Origin of the sequence: Hydrogenophilus thiooxidans, from assembly GCF_019049855.1 — a bacterium.
GTDB classification, from domain to species: Bacteria; Pseudomonadota; Gammaproteobacteria; order Burkholderiales; family Rhodocyclaceae; genus Hydrogenophilus; species Hydrogenophilus thiooxidans.
This window is the reverse complement of record NZ_JAHLSY010000031.1, coordinates 1-13,985: the sequence shown is the minus strand read 5'-3', so window position 1 is coordinate 13,985 and position 13,985 is coordinate 1. Positions and strand designations below refer to the sequence as shown.

Annotated in this window: 13 protein-coding genes and 1 pseudogene; 10 read left to right on the top strand and 4 right to left on the bottom strand. The window is 60.7% G+C overall.

The window, feature by feature from the left end; all coding sequences use genetic code 11:
* The 10 genes and pseudogenes from KUL93_RS10435 to KUL93_RS10390 form a co-directional block, all read left to right on the top strand.
* A pseudogene (locus tag KUL93_RS10435) lies at nucleotides 1-922 on the top strand (hypothetical protein); the annotation flags it as partial.
* 3 nt (nucleotides 923-925) lie between these two features.
* A complete protein-coding gene (locus KUL93_RS10430) occupies nucleotides 926-2,104 on the top strand; it encodes a type II secretion system protein GspD (protein ID WP_217126989.1) in 1,179 nt (392 codons plus the stop codon).
* 2 nt (nucleotides 2,105-2,106) lie between these two features.
* Entirely contained in the window at nucleotides 2,107-2,745 is a 639-nt protein-coding gene (locus KUL93_RS10425; protein WP_217126988.1) for a type II secretion system protein GspD, read from the top strand.
* Nucleotides 2,742-4,082 (top strand): tetratricopeptide repeat protein, encoded by a 1,341-nt coding sequence (locus KUL93_RS10420; RefSeq protein ID WP_217126987.1) that lies wholly within the window; start codon nucleotides 2,742-2,744, stop codon nucleotides 4,080-4,082. The genes KUL93_RS10425 and KUL93_RS10420 overlap by 4 nt, the downstream gene beginning before the upstream one ends.
* Nucleotides 4,079-5,788 (top strand): GspE/PulE family protein, encoded by a 1,710-nt coding sequence (locus KUL93_RS10415; RefSeq protein WP_217126986.1) that lies wholly within the window; start codon nucleotides 4,079-4,081, stop codon nucleotides 5,786-5,788. Before KUL93_RS10420 ends, KUL93_RS10415 begins: the two co-directional genes overlap by 4 nt.
* Nucleotides 5,785-6,981 (top strand): type II secretion system F family protein, encoded by a 1,197-nt coding sequence (locus tag KUL93_RS10410; protein WP_217126985.1) that lies wholly within the window; start codon nucleotides 5,785-5,787, stop codon nucleotides 6,979-6,981. Before KUL93_RS10415 ends, KUL93_RS10410 begins: the two co-directional genes overlap by 4 nt.
* Nucleotides 6,982-8,451, top strand: coding sequence for a hypothetical protein (locus tag KUL93_RS10405; RefSeq protein WP_217126984.1), 1,470 nt, complete (start codon nucleotides 6,982-6,984; stop codon nucleotides 8,449-8,451).
* The gene (locus KUL93_RS10400) at nucleotides 8,448-9,080 is read left to right on the top strand and encodes a hypothetical protein (protein WP_217126983.1); all 633 of its coding nucleotides are present in this window, start codon (nucleotides 8,448-8,450) and stop codon (nucleotides 9,078-9,080) included. The genes KUL93_RS10405 and KUL93_RS10400 overlap by 4 nt, the downstream gene beginning before the upstream one ends.
* Nucleotides 9,077-9,505, top strand: coding sequence for a hypothetical protein (locus KUL93_RS10395; RefSeq protein WP_217126982.1), 429 nt, complete (start codon nucleotides 9,077-9,079; stop codon nucleotides 9,503-9,505). The genes KUL93_RS10400 and KUL93_RS10395 overlap by 4 nt, the downstream gene beginning before the upstream one ends.
* A gap of 248 nt (nucleotides 9,506-9,753) precedes the next feature.
* Nucleotides 9,754-10,395 (top strand): prepilin-type N-terminal cleavage/methylation domain-containing protein, encoded by a 642-nt coding sequence (locus tag KUL93_RS10390; RefSeq protein ID WP_217126981.1) that lies wholly within the window; start codon nucleotides 9,754-9,756, stop codon nucleotides 10,393-10,395.
* A 104-nt stretch (nucleotides 10,396-10,499) separates the two neighbouring features.
* Here the strand turns inward: KUL93_RS10390 and KUL93_RS10385 are convergent, their stop codons facing one another.
* Genes KUL93_RS10385 through KUL93_RS10370 form a run of 4 tightly spaced genes read right to left on the bottom strand, consistent with a single transcriptional unit; the run spans nucleotide 10,500 to nucleotide 13,429 of the window.
* A complete protein-coding gene (locus KUL93_RS10385; protein WP_217126980.1) occupies nucleotides 10,500-11,534 on the bottom strand; it encodes an ATP-binding protein in 1,035 nt (344 codons plus the stop codon).
* Between the two features lie 27 nt (nucleotides 11,535-11,561).
* The gene (locus KUL93_RS10380) at nucleotides 11,562-11,981 is read right to left on the bottom strand and encodes a hypothetical protein (protein ID WP_217126979.1); all 420 of its coding nucleotides are present in this window, start codon (nucleotides 11,979-11,981) and stop codon (nucleotides 11,562-11,564) included.
* 36 nt (nucleotides 11,982-12,017) lie between these two features.
* Nucleotides 12,018-12,707 (bottom strand): response regulator, encoded by a 690-nt coding sequence (locus tag KUL93_RS10375; RefSeq protein WP_217126978.1) that lies wholly within the window; start codon nucleotides 12,705-12,707, stop codon nucleotides 12,018-12,020.
* Nucleotides 12,704-13,429, bottom strand: a complete 726-nt coding sequence (locus tag KUL93_RS10370) for a type II secretion system protein (protein WP_217126977.1) — start codon at nucleotides 13,427-13,429, stop codon at nucleotides 12,704-12,706. Before KUL93_RS10370 ends, KUL93_RS10375 begins: the two co-directional genes overlap by 4 nt.
* Between the last annotated feature and the right edge of the window lie 556 nt (nucleotides 13,430-13,985).

Here is a 13,985-nt window from a genome sequence, read left to right as displayed (position 1 = left end):
CGCGCGCGCCAGCGGGGGGATTGCGCGGCGCATCAATTTGCTGGCCGACAAAGCGATGTTGTCTGCGTTTGCGCGCGGCGCAAAGCGCGTGACCCCGGCGGATGTGCGACGTGCGGAGCGGGAGTTGGCGTGGGAACTCCCCAAAGGCCGTTTCGTGCCTCCCCGCTTCTGGCGTATCGCATTGGTCCTGGCCGTGGTAGCGGTGCTCGCGGTGGCCATCGTCGCCATCGCGCATCGCGATCCTACCTGGACACACTTCGCTGACGGAGCTGCTTCCCCCGCTTCGATGTCCTTGCCAAAGACGCCGCCTCCTTCCGAACACGAATCGGAACCGAGCCCCGTTCCGCAGCTGACCCTCCAAACGCCTGTTGCACCGTCGCCACAATCGACACCGCCGAAACCAACGGCAGCGCGTGAACACGCCGCGCCGCCAACCGAAACGCCACCCGTACCCGTGACCCCACCCAAGAAACCCGAAATCCTGAAACCTTCTCAGATGGCGGCAAACCTACAGCAAAAACCACAGCGAACCGGCCAAACCCCAGCTGCTAAGGAGAAAAACCGCGAACTCAGCACCACGTCAAACCTCAGCACCGCACGCACACCAAAACCAGCGCCGCAGCAAGCCACGATTACCCAATGGCAAAGGCACGGCTACACCTACGCGATCGTGCTGGACCATTGGCCCACGCTTGCCAATCGGGCACGTGAGCGCCGTATCGACGAACTGCGCAAACAGTTACCCCGTTCGTTTGCTGGCTATTCGCTCGTCGCCCATCAACCCAAAAACCAAAATGAGATTTTGATATTATTAGGGCCATTTCGCCGTGCCGAGGAGGCGGGTATGATGTTGCTCGAGTTGCCTTCCGCACTCCTGTTGAAAGAACCGCGCGTCGTGGCGCTGACCACCTTGAAGGAATAACCCGTGCAACGTGCCTTACTACACGTGCTCTGTTCGGTCGCTCTCCTTACGGGTTGCGCGGCCCCCGCACCGCGGGTCGAGGACACCCATCTGCAGCAAAACGTGCGTCGCCCCGTGATCGATGATGCCGCGATCCCGCCACTGGCGCGCCCCGGTATCCCACCACGTCTTACCCCGCCCTCTTCGCCGCAACCACAAGAGCGCTACACTCTGGTGGTGCGCGACGTACCCGTGAAAGCGCTGCTCTTTGCCCTGGCGCGAGACGCCAAAATCGATGTCGACCTTTATCCCGACCTGTCCGGCGCCGTCACGCTGAACGCGATCGCGCAACCCCTGCCAGCCATTCTCGACCGCATCGCGGAGCAAGTCGATGTTCGCTGGCGGTTCGAGAATGGTGTCCTCAAAGTTGAACCGGATACCCCTTTCGTGCGTACCTACACCATCGACTATCCCAACCTGGCGCGCACCGTGAGCAGTTCGGTCGCGATCGCGACCCAAATCGCCAGTACCGGAAGGGGGGGCGACACCGGTACCGGAAACAACTCCCAAACCCAAATCACCACCGCGGCGAACAACCAGTTCTGGCAAGCGTTGCTCCGTGGCGTTTCGGCAATCGTAGGGGTGCAACAACCAAACGGCGGAGCAACGACCACGACTTCAACACCGAACGCTGCGTCAATCGGTCAAAGTGGCCAAACATCCCCCCCTGGCGACGCGGCAACGCCGCCATCGGAATCCGCCACAGGCGCAGCGCCTGCCGCAGCCGCTACCGGATCGCCCGCACTAGCCAACCCGGTGGTCGCCAACCCGGAGACCGGCACGCTGCTCGTGCTGGCCACCGCGAAACAGCACAAACAGGTGCAAGCGTACCTGGACCGGATTCTTGCCTCGGCGCGGCGCCAAGTGCTGATCGAAGCGAGCGTCGTCGAAGTCGAACTCTCCGATGATTACCAACAGGGCGTTACCTGGGACCTTTTGCACCAGAAAAACAGCACGTTCCGCTTTCGCACGATCCCCAATGGCACGAGCCAATCGCTTCCAGGTGGCGCCCCTGCGTCAGGCATCGTCCCCAGTATGGGAACGATCGAGTTTCTCCGGCCGTTTGGCTCCAATTTGCTCGATTTTTCGGTGCAACTGTTGCAGTCCTTTGGCAAGACCAAAGTGCTCTCAAGCCCGAACTGAGTGTGCTCAACAACCAGACCGCCGTGCTCAAAGTGGTCGAGAGCCGTGTCTATTTCACCCTGACTGCGCAGTACCAACCGGGCAGTTCGGGATCCCCGGGAACCTGGACGATCACGTCGGAGCCCAATACGGTGCCGATCGGGTTCCTGATGGCGATCACCCCCCAGATCAGTGACAGCGGCGAGATCATCCTCAACCTTCGCCCCACCGTTTCACGCCTGATCGGATACGTCGAAGACCCGGCCGTCGCGGTCAACCTTGCGATTGCTCGCGGCGAATTCAGCTCACTGCCCGAAGTGCGCAGCCTCGTTCCCGAAATTCAGACGCGGGAGATCGAATCGGTGATTCGCGTCCGGGATGGTGAAGTCGCAGTCTTGGGCGGCTTGATGCGTGACGAAATCGCCGATGGCACCGATGAAGTCCCTGGCGCTTCGCGGTTGCCGCTCGTTGGCGAACTGTTCCGATACCGCAACAACCAATCGCGCAAGAGTGAACTCGTGATCTTCCTTCGCCCGCGTATCGTCACCGACCCGAGTATCGACACCGACTATCGCGACCTGGCTCGGCATCTGCCGGGCAGTGACTTCTTTGCCCGCGACCTGCCCCAACGTCCGCTGATTCCCTCGGTACCTGAGCGATGAGTCTGCTGCTCGAAGCGTTGGAACGCGATCCCACCCCCCCGCGTCCGCAGCCGAACGACGGTGCGCTCCCACCAGAAGCGGTTGCACCCACAGGCGATTTCTCGCATACGACGGCACACGGGCAAACCGCTACGGCGCTGCATGACCGCGCGGCAGCGGAAACGCTGCATGCCGTTCATGACGCCAATCAACCCACTCAAAAACGCCGGATCGGTTCGGGTGCGCTCGTTGTCCTGAGCCTTGCGGTATTCATTGGGATCGGCGGCTATTTTGCCCTCGAACTACTGCCGTTGCTCACACTCGGCCAGCAGACACCCCTCGCCCAACCTTCAACCAACGTTCCAGCGCAGCAAACCCTGAGTACCGAAACCACCGAAGCGGCAGCTGGAATCGCACGTAACACTGAGGCTGCGACCGATGCGGGATCGCCCTCTGTCGTTGCTGCGGCGCCGACCTTGCCGCCCCGCGGCGACGTCGTCCCCCCCGGGGTGGCTCCTACGACACCGACCAACGCCGAAGCGGACACGGTCGACCAGACGCAAGCCCTGCCACCTTTATCGGAACAACCGGCGTCCGAACAACCGAAACGTCCCCTTCCCAGCGCCTCAACCCCAACGGCAGCATCGCATCCAGAAACCGCACCGAGGCGCGAGCAATCGCCGCAGCCCACTGCGCCGAACCCGGACGAAACGACCACCACGCCGCTTTTGCCCGCTGACGCACGGATCGAAATCGTCCGGTCTCGACCCGCCGCAGGTGAGCGCCGTCTGACCGCAGCTTATGCCGCGCTCGACGAACACCGTTGGGCGGATGCCGAACGCTCGCTGCGCGAACTCTCCCGAACCGATCCCGACAACCCGGCGATCCTGTTGGGTTTGGCTGTTGCGGCAGCAGGGCAAAACCGCCTGGACGAAGCGCGCGCATGGTACCACGCGCTGTTGCGCGTCCAGCCCGATCACCCGGCTGCGCTCGCCGCCCTCGTCGAACTCGAACCAGCAAGCGACCTGGTCGGCCTGGAGAGCCGAATCCGCACGGTGTTGGCCAACCATCCCGACGACGCGGCACTCCACCGCGCGCTCGGGTTGATCCTAGCCCAACAACAGCGCTGGGCGGAAGCCCAAGTCCAATTTTTCGAAGCGTACCGCCTTACGCCCGATGATCCCGTCACGCTCTACAACCTTGCCGTGAGCCTCGACCAACTCGGTGAACGGAAGACCGCGCTCCAATATTACGAACAGGCGCTGGCAAGCCATTCCAGCAGTATGCTACCGATCGACCGTGCGGCTCTCTCCCGCCGCATTCAGGCACTGCGTCTCAATCTGGTGGAATCCCAATGACTGAGCCTTCCGTCGCGCCGCGCAAACGACTTGGCGAAATTCTGATCGAACGCGGTGTCTTGACACCGGATCAGCTTCAAATCGCGCTCTTCGAGCAGCAACGACTCGGAAAACCCATCGGCGAAACGCTACTTGCCCTCGGCTTCGTCACCGAAGACCTCCTGAGTGAAGCCCTTTCGGAAAACTTGGGGCAAGAGGCGATCGACCTCGAAAAGATCGTCCCGGACCCACAAGCGCTCGGTCTGATCCCCAAAGAGATCGCCCGCCGCTACGCCGCGTTTCCGGTAAGTTTCGACACCGCCGCGAAACAGCTCATCGTAGCGATCGCCGACCCCAACGACATCATCGCGACCGACCGCATCCGCACCCAATTGGGCAGCAAAGCCATACCGGTGTGGCGTTTCGCACCCCGCGCCGCGATCGAGCAAGCGATCGACCAATTCTACGGACGGGAACTCTCGCTCGATGGCATTCTGCGCGAACTGGCCGGGGAGAGCGACCTCTCGCAGTTCACTCAGGAGGACGCGCAGTCGTTTGCCCACCCGATCGTCCGACTCGTCGATGCCCTGCTCACCGACGCGGTGCTCCAAGGCGCTTCGGACATCCATTTCGAACCCGAACCCGCTTTCGTGCGCATCCGTTACCGGATCGACGGCGTCTTACAGCAACGTCGCGCATTGCACCGCCGCTATTGGAACGCGATTCTGGTGCGTTTGAAGATCCTGGCCGGAATGAACATCGCGGAAAACCGCGCGCCGCAAGACGGCCGCATTCAGCTCACGCTGGCTGGCCGTGAAATCGACTTTCGGGCCTCTTCGCAACCCACCCTGGCAGGTGAAAATTTCGTCTTGCGCATCCTCGACTCAAAGCGCAGCGTCATGCCACTGGATGCGTTGGGGCTACACAACACACAACTAGCGCTCCTCAAACGCCTGTTGGCGCGCCCAGAAGGGATTTTGCTGGTCACGGGCCCGACCGGGAGCGGGAAAACCACCACGCTCTACTCCATCCTCAACCATTTGAACTCCGAGCAGGTCAACATCATGACCCTGGAAGACCCGGTGGAATACGTGCTGCCGCTGGTTCGCCAGACATCGATCGGCGAAACCAGCCGTATCGATTTTGCCGAAGGCATTCGTTCCCTGCTGCGTCAAGACCCGGACATCATCCTCGTCGGCGAGATCCGCGACCACGACACCGCGATCATGGCGTTTCGCGCTGCGATGACCGGGCATCAGGTCTTTTCGACCTTGCACACCACCTCTGCGCTGCGCTCGATTCCGCGCCTCCTCGATCTGGGCATCTCTCCGGAAATCATGGCCGGAAACGTCATCGGCATCATCGCCCAACGGCTGGTGCGCAAACTTTGCCCCCATTGCAAAGCCCCCGACCCTGACGGGCAACGGCTACGGGAAGCGTTGCATCTAGAAGCGCATGAGGTCCTCTACCGCGCGGTGGGCTGTACCGAATGCGACATGCGCGGCTACAAAGGTCGGTTGGCGCTCATGGAGATCCTGCCATTTGACGCAGGGCTCGACGAACTGATCGCACGCCGCGCCACCTTACGGCAACTCAGCGAATACACCGCCGCGCACGGCTTTATCACGCTGGCACAAGATGGAATTCGCCGCATTCGTGAAGGGATCACCACCGTGGAAGAGGTGGCGCGCATCGTCGATCTCACGGGTTGGTTTGCGGAAGCATGAGATTTGCTTATCGGGCGCTCACCGAAGACGGTCGGACCGTTCGCGGTCAGAGCGAAGCGGAAAACGAACGCGAACTGGAGCGCGAACTGGCCGCAAATCGATTGACGCTTCTTGAGGCGCGTGCAATCCGCTCGCGGCGCCGAACCCGTACAACGTTGCAACCGCGTGACATCATCGATTTTTACTTCCAAATGGAATCGATGCTTCGCGCCGGTGTCCCGCTGCTCGATTTTCTGGCCGATCTGCGTGATACCTCGGCCTCGCCAGCCATTCAAAATCTGGCTGAAGACCTGCATCGCCGCATCGAAGCGGGCGCGTCACTCTCCGAGGCGCTCGCCGCGCACCCCAAAGTGGCGGAACCGATGATCTGCAGCCTCATCAAAACGGGCGAAGCAACTGGGCAACTGCCCGATGTGCTCGCGCAAATCGTCGCTAGCCTCAAATGGCGCGACGAACTCAAAGCGCAGACCAAGAAAGCGCTCACCTATCCCGCATTCGTCTTCGTCGTGATCACCGGGGTCGTGATCTTTTTGATGACCTACCTCGTTCCCCAACTGATTGGTTTCTTGGAAAACATGGGGCAAACGTTACCGTTTGCCACGCGCGCGCTGATTGCGCTCTCCCGCTTTATCACCGAATCGTGGTATCTGCTCTTGATCGTTCCCACAGCGGTGGCGCTGCTCATCGCTTTCGTGGCCAAACACCATGTGCGGTTTCGGCAGTGGCTCCACCGCCAAGTGCTCCAAATCCCGCTCGTCGGAGCGATCATCCACAAAATCATCTTGGCGCGCTTTGCCGACGTCTTCGCGTTGATGTACCGCGCTGGCGTTCCCATCCTCGACGCGCTGCGGCTGGGTGAATCGGTTACCCAAAACTTGGAGGTCCGTACCGCGATCGAACACGCGCGACGTCTTGTCACTCAAGGCGTTCCCATCTCTCAAGCGTTTGCCGGGTCAGGGCTCTTTCCACCGCTCGTGATCCGAATGCTGCGCGTTGGCGAACAAACCGGCGCATTGGACGATGCGCTGACTAACGTTAGTTACTATTACGCGCGTGACGTCAATGAGTCGGTCGCCCGCTTGCAAACTTTGATCGAACCGATCTTGACGGTCGTCCTGGGCTTGATCCTGGGCTGGATCATGTTTGCGGTCCTTGGCCCCGTCTATGACACCATCACCAAGATTCGAATGTAAATGCGCCCGGCACTCTTCTACCTGAGCGAAACCACCGGACTGCTCCCCTTTCCTGCCCAACCGCAGGCTGATGTGCCCATAGTGTGCGTGATCGACCACCCGTCGGAGAGCCTGACACGCGTTACCGTGCCACCGCTCTGGGGGCGCGACCTTCGGCTCTACCTCGAGCGCCGGTTGGCGCAAAACTATCCGGAAACCCCGTACCGCGTCGCGCTCCCCATCTCCTCGGGTACGCCCTTTCGCCCGGCACGGGAATGGTTGTTGCTTGCGGTTACCGAAAGCGAATGGCTCGAACCCCTGCTGACACCCTGGGTAGCGCAAGAGGCGCCCATCGCTGGCGTTTGGACAGCCAGTCAAGTGATCAGCACGTGGCTAGCCCGCTTCCTCAAAATCGGCGAACCGCTGCTTGCGGTAGTGCGCACCCCCGCAGGCATTCGTATCCTCTTTATGGCGAATCAACTCACGCAACTCTCCCGCCTCTTACCTGGTGAGACCAACCCTGCAAGTGTCGCGACCGAACTCGACCGTACCATCCGCTACCTGCATAACCAAAAATTACTCCCTCGAGAGCTACGGCCAGCAACCCTCTTTCTGGGCACGACAGCACCTGAGCCTCAAGAAACAGAGGCTTGGCGAACGCTCCTACTTCCTGCCGCTGTGCAGCGCCGCTTCCCTACCGTCACTGAAAACGGTTTCACCGCGCTCATTCCCTGGTGGTGTCGGCAATGGCGCCGCCCACCTTCCCTTGCGCCGCGCGCGCTCATCGCTGCGTATCGTTGGCAACAAGCGCGCCTGGCGCTCGTGGGAGGCGGGTCGATTCTCAGCGCCGCGGTGCTCCTCTATTCTGGGGCGATCGCATTGGAGGGGTTGGGCGTACGTATGAGCCGCTTGAACGCCGAACAGCTCAACGTGCAACTTCAGCAACGATTGGCGCGCACCTCAGCCGAGATCAGCGCGTTTGGCGTTGCCGCAGACCAACTCCTAGCGACCATCCACATGCACGAGCGGCTTTTTGCCTCAGTAGGCACCTTTCCCGCGCTCCTGACACCACTGAGCAATGCGCTCACCGCAACGCCAGAATATCGTCTGGAGCGCCTTATCCTTTCTCGCCCCGATCCCGCGCCCGTACCGGCTTCAAGCGCCACCCCGGAGGCGAACGCACCGCACCAACAGCCCACCGCTGCCACTGACACACCCGAAAACTGTCCACCGCCAACCGATGGTACCCCCCCCTCTTCAGATGTGACGCTTTGGCTTTTTGCAGAAGGGAAGGCAACTGAGACGTTCCCCTTGAAGCAACTTTTGGACGCGGAGGCCCGCTTCCGTGCGCAACTTTCCGCACCCGGTTGGCGGATCGTATCCTTTCAACCCCCTGTGGCTACCGATCGCGACACGACGTTGAGCGGAGAAAATGCGTCCCTGAAACTTCAGCCCTTTCGCCTCTGCCTGGCTTGGAGTCCGGAACCATGACCACTGCATCCCCCCCCACGCAGCGCACTCGCAACCAATTGCTACGCAGTGCGATTCGCGTTGGCGTCGCTTTCCTGCAGACAGTCGTCGTGCTGGCCGGCGCACTGCAGTGGCAAATGTATGAAATGCAGCAACAGTCCACCATGCAAGCACAGCTTACCCAAACCCAGGAACAATTGCGCCAGACCCAACGGGCGCGTGACAACGTCGAACGCCACCTCGACCGCTACCGATCGATCGAAGCAAGCGGTTTTACGGCGCCGCCTGATCGTGTTGCGCTTATCGAAGCGCTTTTGGCCGCGCAAACCCGCTTAGCGCTTCCGACCATCCGTTACACACTGGGGCCAACGGTAGAAACCCTTTTCTTGCTTCCACCACAAGCCACACCCTGGAGCGATCCGGATCGCGTCGCGCCAGCCCAAATCGCCTACCAGCCGCTTGAACTCAAACTCGTCGAAGTCCATGAAGGCGAATGGCTCGCTTTTCTGGCCGACGTGCAACAGCACGCGCCAGGTTGGAGCCGGATCGAGCGGTGCGCGTTGCGACGAAGCAGTGCCCTTGGGCTTGACGTCGATTGCACGCTGCGGTGGTGGTTTTCTCCACCGACGTCTGGAGCAGCAGGGCAATGAGCACGCCCCAACGGTTGCGGATCCGAAGCTGGGCGCGCGTTTGGCGCACGGCAATCGCATTCGGCCTACTCGGAAGTGTCACAGGTGCGCTTTTTGCCCAAACCGCCGCACCGCTGCGGCCATCTGCCGAATGGCTCGGCCCCCTTTTCTTCACTCCAGAGATGCGCTTTGCGATCGAACAGAAACGCAGGCATGCCGACCAAGCAGCAGAGCCCTCCGATCTGACACCGCAACCGCGTCTCGAAGGCGTGGTTCTTGAGCCGCGCGAGCGGCGTGGTGCGTGGATTGGCGGGCGTTTCGTTGCCGATCAAAGCGAATTGAGCGGCTGGAAGCTCAACGTCTATCGCAACGGAATCGTGCTCACCAACGCGCAAGGGGAATCGTTTACGGTACCAGTGGGCACCCAGTTGCCCATCGTACCGTAAGCGATAACACCAACAGCTTTCAACCCCAAGACCCTGCGCACCACAGATCGACCAAGGCACTCCGCACAATCGGCAAACGCTTCGGTTTTGCAGGATTGCTTCGCCGAGCCCATACCTACTGTCGAAAAATTGGACTTTTCAAACTGCTTACGGCTTATATGATATCCGCGCTAATGCTGCTTGACCCTTGATCAAGGTCAAGGGCACGCCAGCGCGCGTTCCCATCAACCGCAACAAGGAGTCACGAGATGAAACGTTTCGTTTCCCGACAATCCGGCTTCACGCTCGTCGAAATCGCCATCGTCTTGGTCATCATCGGCCTGCTCTTGGGCGGCGTGCTCAAGGGGCAGGAGCTGATCGAAAACGCCAAGATCAAACAGGTCAGGAATGATTTCAATGGCATTGCGGCGGCCCATTACGCCTACAAAGACCGTTACAACGCAATTCCCGGCGACGACGCCAACGCCGCTACGCGCGGCTGGACTGGCGCGACGGCTGGCGATGGTAACGGCGTCGTTGGTGGAGCGAACGCTTGGGTAGCTTGCGGTGCCGCAGTAGGCGGTGAAAATTGTCAATACTGGCGACAATTGCGCCACGCCGGTTTGATCACAGGCCAAATCAACAACGCCGACCCAACCAATGCCTATGGCGGTGCCTTCCGGGTCACCCAATCAGCCGGCGCGACCACCGGCGCCCCGGCAGGCTTTCTGGTCTGCACCGGAAACCTGCCTGGCAAGGCAGCGGCAGCCATTGATGCGGCCTTCGATGACGGCGTTCCCAGCAGCGGCAACGTGCGCGCGGTTCAGGGCGCCAATAATGCGACGCCCTATGCAACCGCAGCGACCGGATACAACGAAACGCAAATTTATACAGTCTGCAAGCTGTTGTAAAATGAGCTAAACTGCCTATCCAAATACCGGTGCGTGGGCAACGCGTTGTTCGCGCACCGGGGATTTGCGCGGACGCGCGCGAACTTTACCCAGTCATCATCTTGCTACCGCAGTCGCACGATGAAGCGCGCTGGCTGCTCACCTGTGGCGAGCTCGCCTTGGGCCTGACGAGCGGCGCGGCGGGCGAGATACAGCCCCAGCCCCAAACCCGCATCGCTGCCAGGGTGAAACGGCGCGAACAGTGCATCGGTACCGGCACCGAAACGGTCGAAGGGAAAGATCAGCTCGAAGCACACGCCATCGTTCGTTGGCGCCAGGCGGCCAGAGAGTTCGACGCCCGCCTGGTGCTGGCGGGCGTTGAGAAAGAGATTGTCGAGAATGGTCAGCCACAACCCGCGCGGACTACGGCTGTGCGCTTGGCCCGTCAGAGCGAGTGCCACACCGTTCATGCGCGCGCAGGCGCGAATCAGCGCGGCCAGATCCTCCGGCGGCGCGGCATCCTGCGCGCCTTCGCCGCGGCTGGCGGCCAGCAACCGTTGCGCCCGCTGCCGGATCAGCGGCGCGGCCTCCGCGAGCCGTCTGCCTGCGGTCAGCAGCGCGGCATCGTCGGCGGCCGCCGCAAACTCATCCGCCACGAACTGCGCCCACTGGCCCAGGTTGCGCGCCGCGTGCAGCGTATCGAGCGCAAAGAGGGCGTGCTGGCGCAGAGCCCCTTCGAGCCGCGCGGCGTCCGACGCAGCCTGCGCGCGCCAGCGCAATAGCAGCAGCTCGCAGGCGGCGCTCGCCAGCCAATGGCGCTCTCCGCGCGCTACTGCCGTGCGCGCCTCGAGGGTCAAGTCAATATCCTCTCCGCAGTTGATCCGCCCCTGCCAATGGCCGCGCCCTTGTTGAGGCGCGGCAACCTCGCCCGCAAGCGGCACACCCAGCCATTCGCCGCGCCAGACCAGGCGCGTGACGCCACAGCGCGCCAGCGCCGGGAAGGCACGCGCCGGGACCCCTTGTGGATGTTCATAACGCACTGCTTCCAGCTCGCGATGCACGCGCGCCAAACGCTGGGCCAATCGCGCCTGATAGAGGCCAGCGCCACCCAGCCCGCAGCCCAATGCGGCGATCAGCCAGGCCAGCTCAACGGGGAGCATGACGCGCCCCACCGCGTTGCACGACGCCTAACTCCACACCTTCCACACCAGCGCGGCGATCGCCGCAAACTGCGTCAGCCAGAATACAAAGCTCCACTGCAGCACATTCGCCCGGCTCTTCTCGATCTCGCCACGCAGGGCAGTCGTCTCCAGCCGCACCGCTTCGATCTCTTTGGTGAGCTTGAGCTCCACCGCCTTGATCTCGCCGCGCACATCCTCGATCTCCTTGGTGAGCTTGAGCTCCACCGCCTTGATCTCGCCGCGCACCAGTTCGATTTCTTTGAGCAAGCGCAGCTCGGCCTCTGACAGTTGCCGCGTCGTCACCAGATCCGGCAAGTGCGGGTAGCGCGATTCCAGCGCCTCGAACGCTTCGGCAATCAACCGCGCCCGCGCCTTGTCCTCTCCAGCATCCGTCAACTGCTCATAAAGCTGCAATGCCACGCCCATCTGAAACTCTCCGTGCATCTGTGCATCTGGGTCTCGTCATGCTACCGGATCACCTTGCGTATGTCTTTTGGAGGGAAAAATGCCAAATTTGTCAAGATAGTAATAGAGACGAGTGCGCTCAATTCCAAGCCGCCGCGCTGCTTCGGCGACATTACCACCTGAGGCGGCCAATATCTGGCGCAGGAGTTTTTCCTGAGCAAGGTCGGAAACCTCACGAAGGCCCTGCCGACTTTCGTATGCTGAAATGACTACCGGCAAATCACCATGCATGGCCAGCTCACGCAGCACGCGCGCCTGCCGCTGCACTCGGGTGATCGCTAGATCGAACGCTGTACCAGAGACCGGTTTAGTGAGAAAATCGAAAGCACCACGGGCAATTGCTTCGCGCGCGGCAACCGCTTCATCTTGTCCGGTGAGAACGACAATGGGCATTAGAGGAAAACGCTGCGCCATCAGCGCAATCAACAGTAAACCCTCGTCAGGTGCCGCGGGGCATGGTGGAAGCCCTAGATCGACAAGCGCGAAACTGCAATTTTCGGCATGGGAAAGGGCTGAGTTTCGGTCGGCTGCATGCTGCACGAGCACCCCTGCTTGCGCCAACCGATCCGCCAGCGCCATCGCCAGTAGCGCGTCATCCTCAACAAGCAGCGCGCAATCGGACATCTTGTGCCACAGCGGAAAATCAGTCGAGTTACCACCAAAAAGCCGCAGATCGGAATGTCTCAAGGCAGCTGACCAGCAGCAATCATTCTGCTAGCCAGTAGAGCGGGTGGGATGAAGTCTACCAGATCGTCGAATTCGCCACCACTCCCCCCCGGACCACGCTTTTCGTGCGCGACGAAATCGCGGTCGTTATCGACATTTTCCTGTTCATCAACGCCAGTTGTAGACATGTTGGCAGCATTTGCACCTGGCACGATTAGCACAGCGACAGCGTTTTGGGTGCTGCCTATACAGCTTGCCTGCGCACAGATACGCAAGAAGGTCCCGGAAGAAAAAAAAGTGGAGTAATTACTTTTGATGCCATTTACGGTCGTTGCCGCATTGGCGTTTTTTCTTGTCACCGCATAACGCAAGCGCGAAGCAGCACCAAGCTTCCACGGGTCAAGCAAATAGCCGCCGGGCTCATTGGCAATTCCCAGCGTTGCGGCAGGCAGAAAGCCGTAATAGCCGTTGGCGTCAGATGGCGCAGCACATACTCCCCCACCCAAAGGGGCTTCCTGACCATTACTCGAAGCCGTAGCCGGACAGGGCAACCGACCATTGACCTGCGCAAAGCCAATGAGCGCTTCCTTAGCGGCAACAAGCAATGCTCTAGCATCTTTTTCGCGCTGTGTCTCCATCTGGGCAGTAAGTGCCATCAACCCACCACCAAGCAATAACCCTATAACCGTCATAACAATTGCCAACTCGACCAGATTCATGCCACGTTGACGGGTTGTGTTCATCGCTTTTCTCCTTTCTTGCGTCTGGGCGCGAAAAGCTTTCCGACATCAGCACAAAGGAGCTTTTCTGAGAGCAAAGCATATCATGATGCGACTACTGCATTTTACAATACCACATTTCGCACCGATCATATTGCCGATTCTGTGGTCAAGTTGAGGAAATACTGGTTACGGTTGAGTTGATATCAGTCAAGTATCAAGGTGTCCCTACCAGATTGGAGGAAACAGCGAAATGCTCTCAGATTTCTGGCGCGGGTCAAAGGCAAGTTGCTCCCAGGTTTCAGGCGATGACATTTATGGCACGCATCTGTGCCATCGTGATTGATCGCGTTATCAAAGCCACGATCCCGCCACCTGAGGGGCGATGCCGTGGGGGTAAAGGTCTTTACAAGATGCGATCCTTGAACATATCACCGCATACACTTACACCCCATACCGCGCCCGATACGCTTCCACCGCGGGCCAATGGGCACTGAGCGCGGGATCGTCTTGGAGCAGTTGCAGGAGGTCGCGCAAGCGCGCCACCGCAATCACCGGAATGCCGAATTCGGCCTCGACC

Bases quoted from the DNA above. Each gene is read 5' to 3' on its own strand.
- KUL93_RS10420 (WP_217126987.1), top strand. From the start codon at position 2,742: ATGAGTCTGCTGCTCGAAGCGTTGGAACGCGATCCCACCCCCCCGCGT.
- KUL93_RS10415 (WP_217126986.1), top strand. From the start codon at position 4,079: ATGACTGAGCCTTCCGTCGCGCCGCGCAAACGACTTGGCGAAATTCTG.
- KUL93_RS10410 (WP_217126985.1), top strand. From the start codon at position 5,785: ATGAGATTTGCTTATCGGGCGCTCACCGAAGACGGTCGGACCGTTCGC.
- KUL93_RS10405 (WP_217126984.1), top strand. From the start codon at position 6,982: ATGCGCCCGGCACTCTTCTACCTGAGCGAAACCACCGGACTGCTCCCC.
- KUL93_RS10400 (WP_217126983.1), top strand. From the start codon at position 8,448: ATGACCACTGCATCCCCCCCCACGCAGCGCACTCGCAACCAATTGCTA.
- KUL93_RS10395 (WP_217126982.1), top strand. From the start codon at position 9,077: ATGAGCACGCCCCAACGGTTGCGGATCCGAAGCTGGGCGCGCGTTTGG.
- KUL93_RS10390 (WP_217126981.1), top strand. From the start codon at position 9,754: ATGAAACGTTTCGTTTCCCGACAATCCGGCTTCACGCTCGTCGAAATC.
- KUL93_RS10385 (WP_217126980.1), bottom strand. From the start codon at position 11,534: ATGCTCCCCGTTGAGCTGGCCTGGCTGATCGCCGCATTGGGCTGCGGG.
- KUL93_RS10380 (WP_217126979.1), bottom strand. From the start codon at position 11,981: ATGGGCGTGGCATTGCAGCTTTATGAGCAGTTGACGGATGCTGGAGAG.
- KUL93_RS10370 (WP_217126977.1), bottom strand. From the start codon at position 13,429: ATGAACACAACCCGTCAACGTGGCATGAATCTGGTCGAGTTGGCAATT.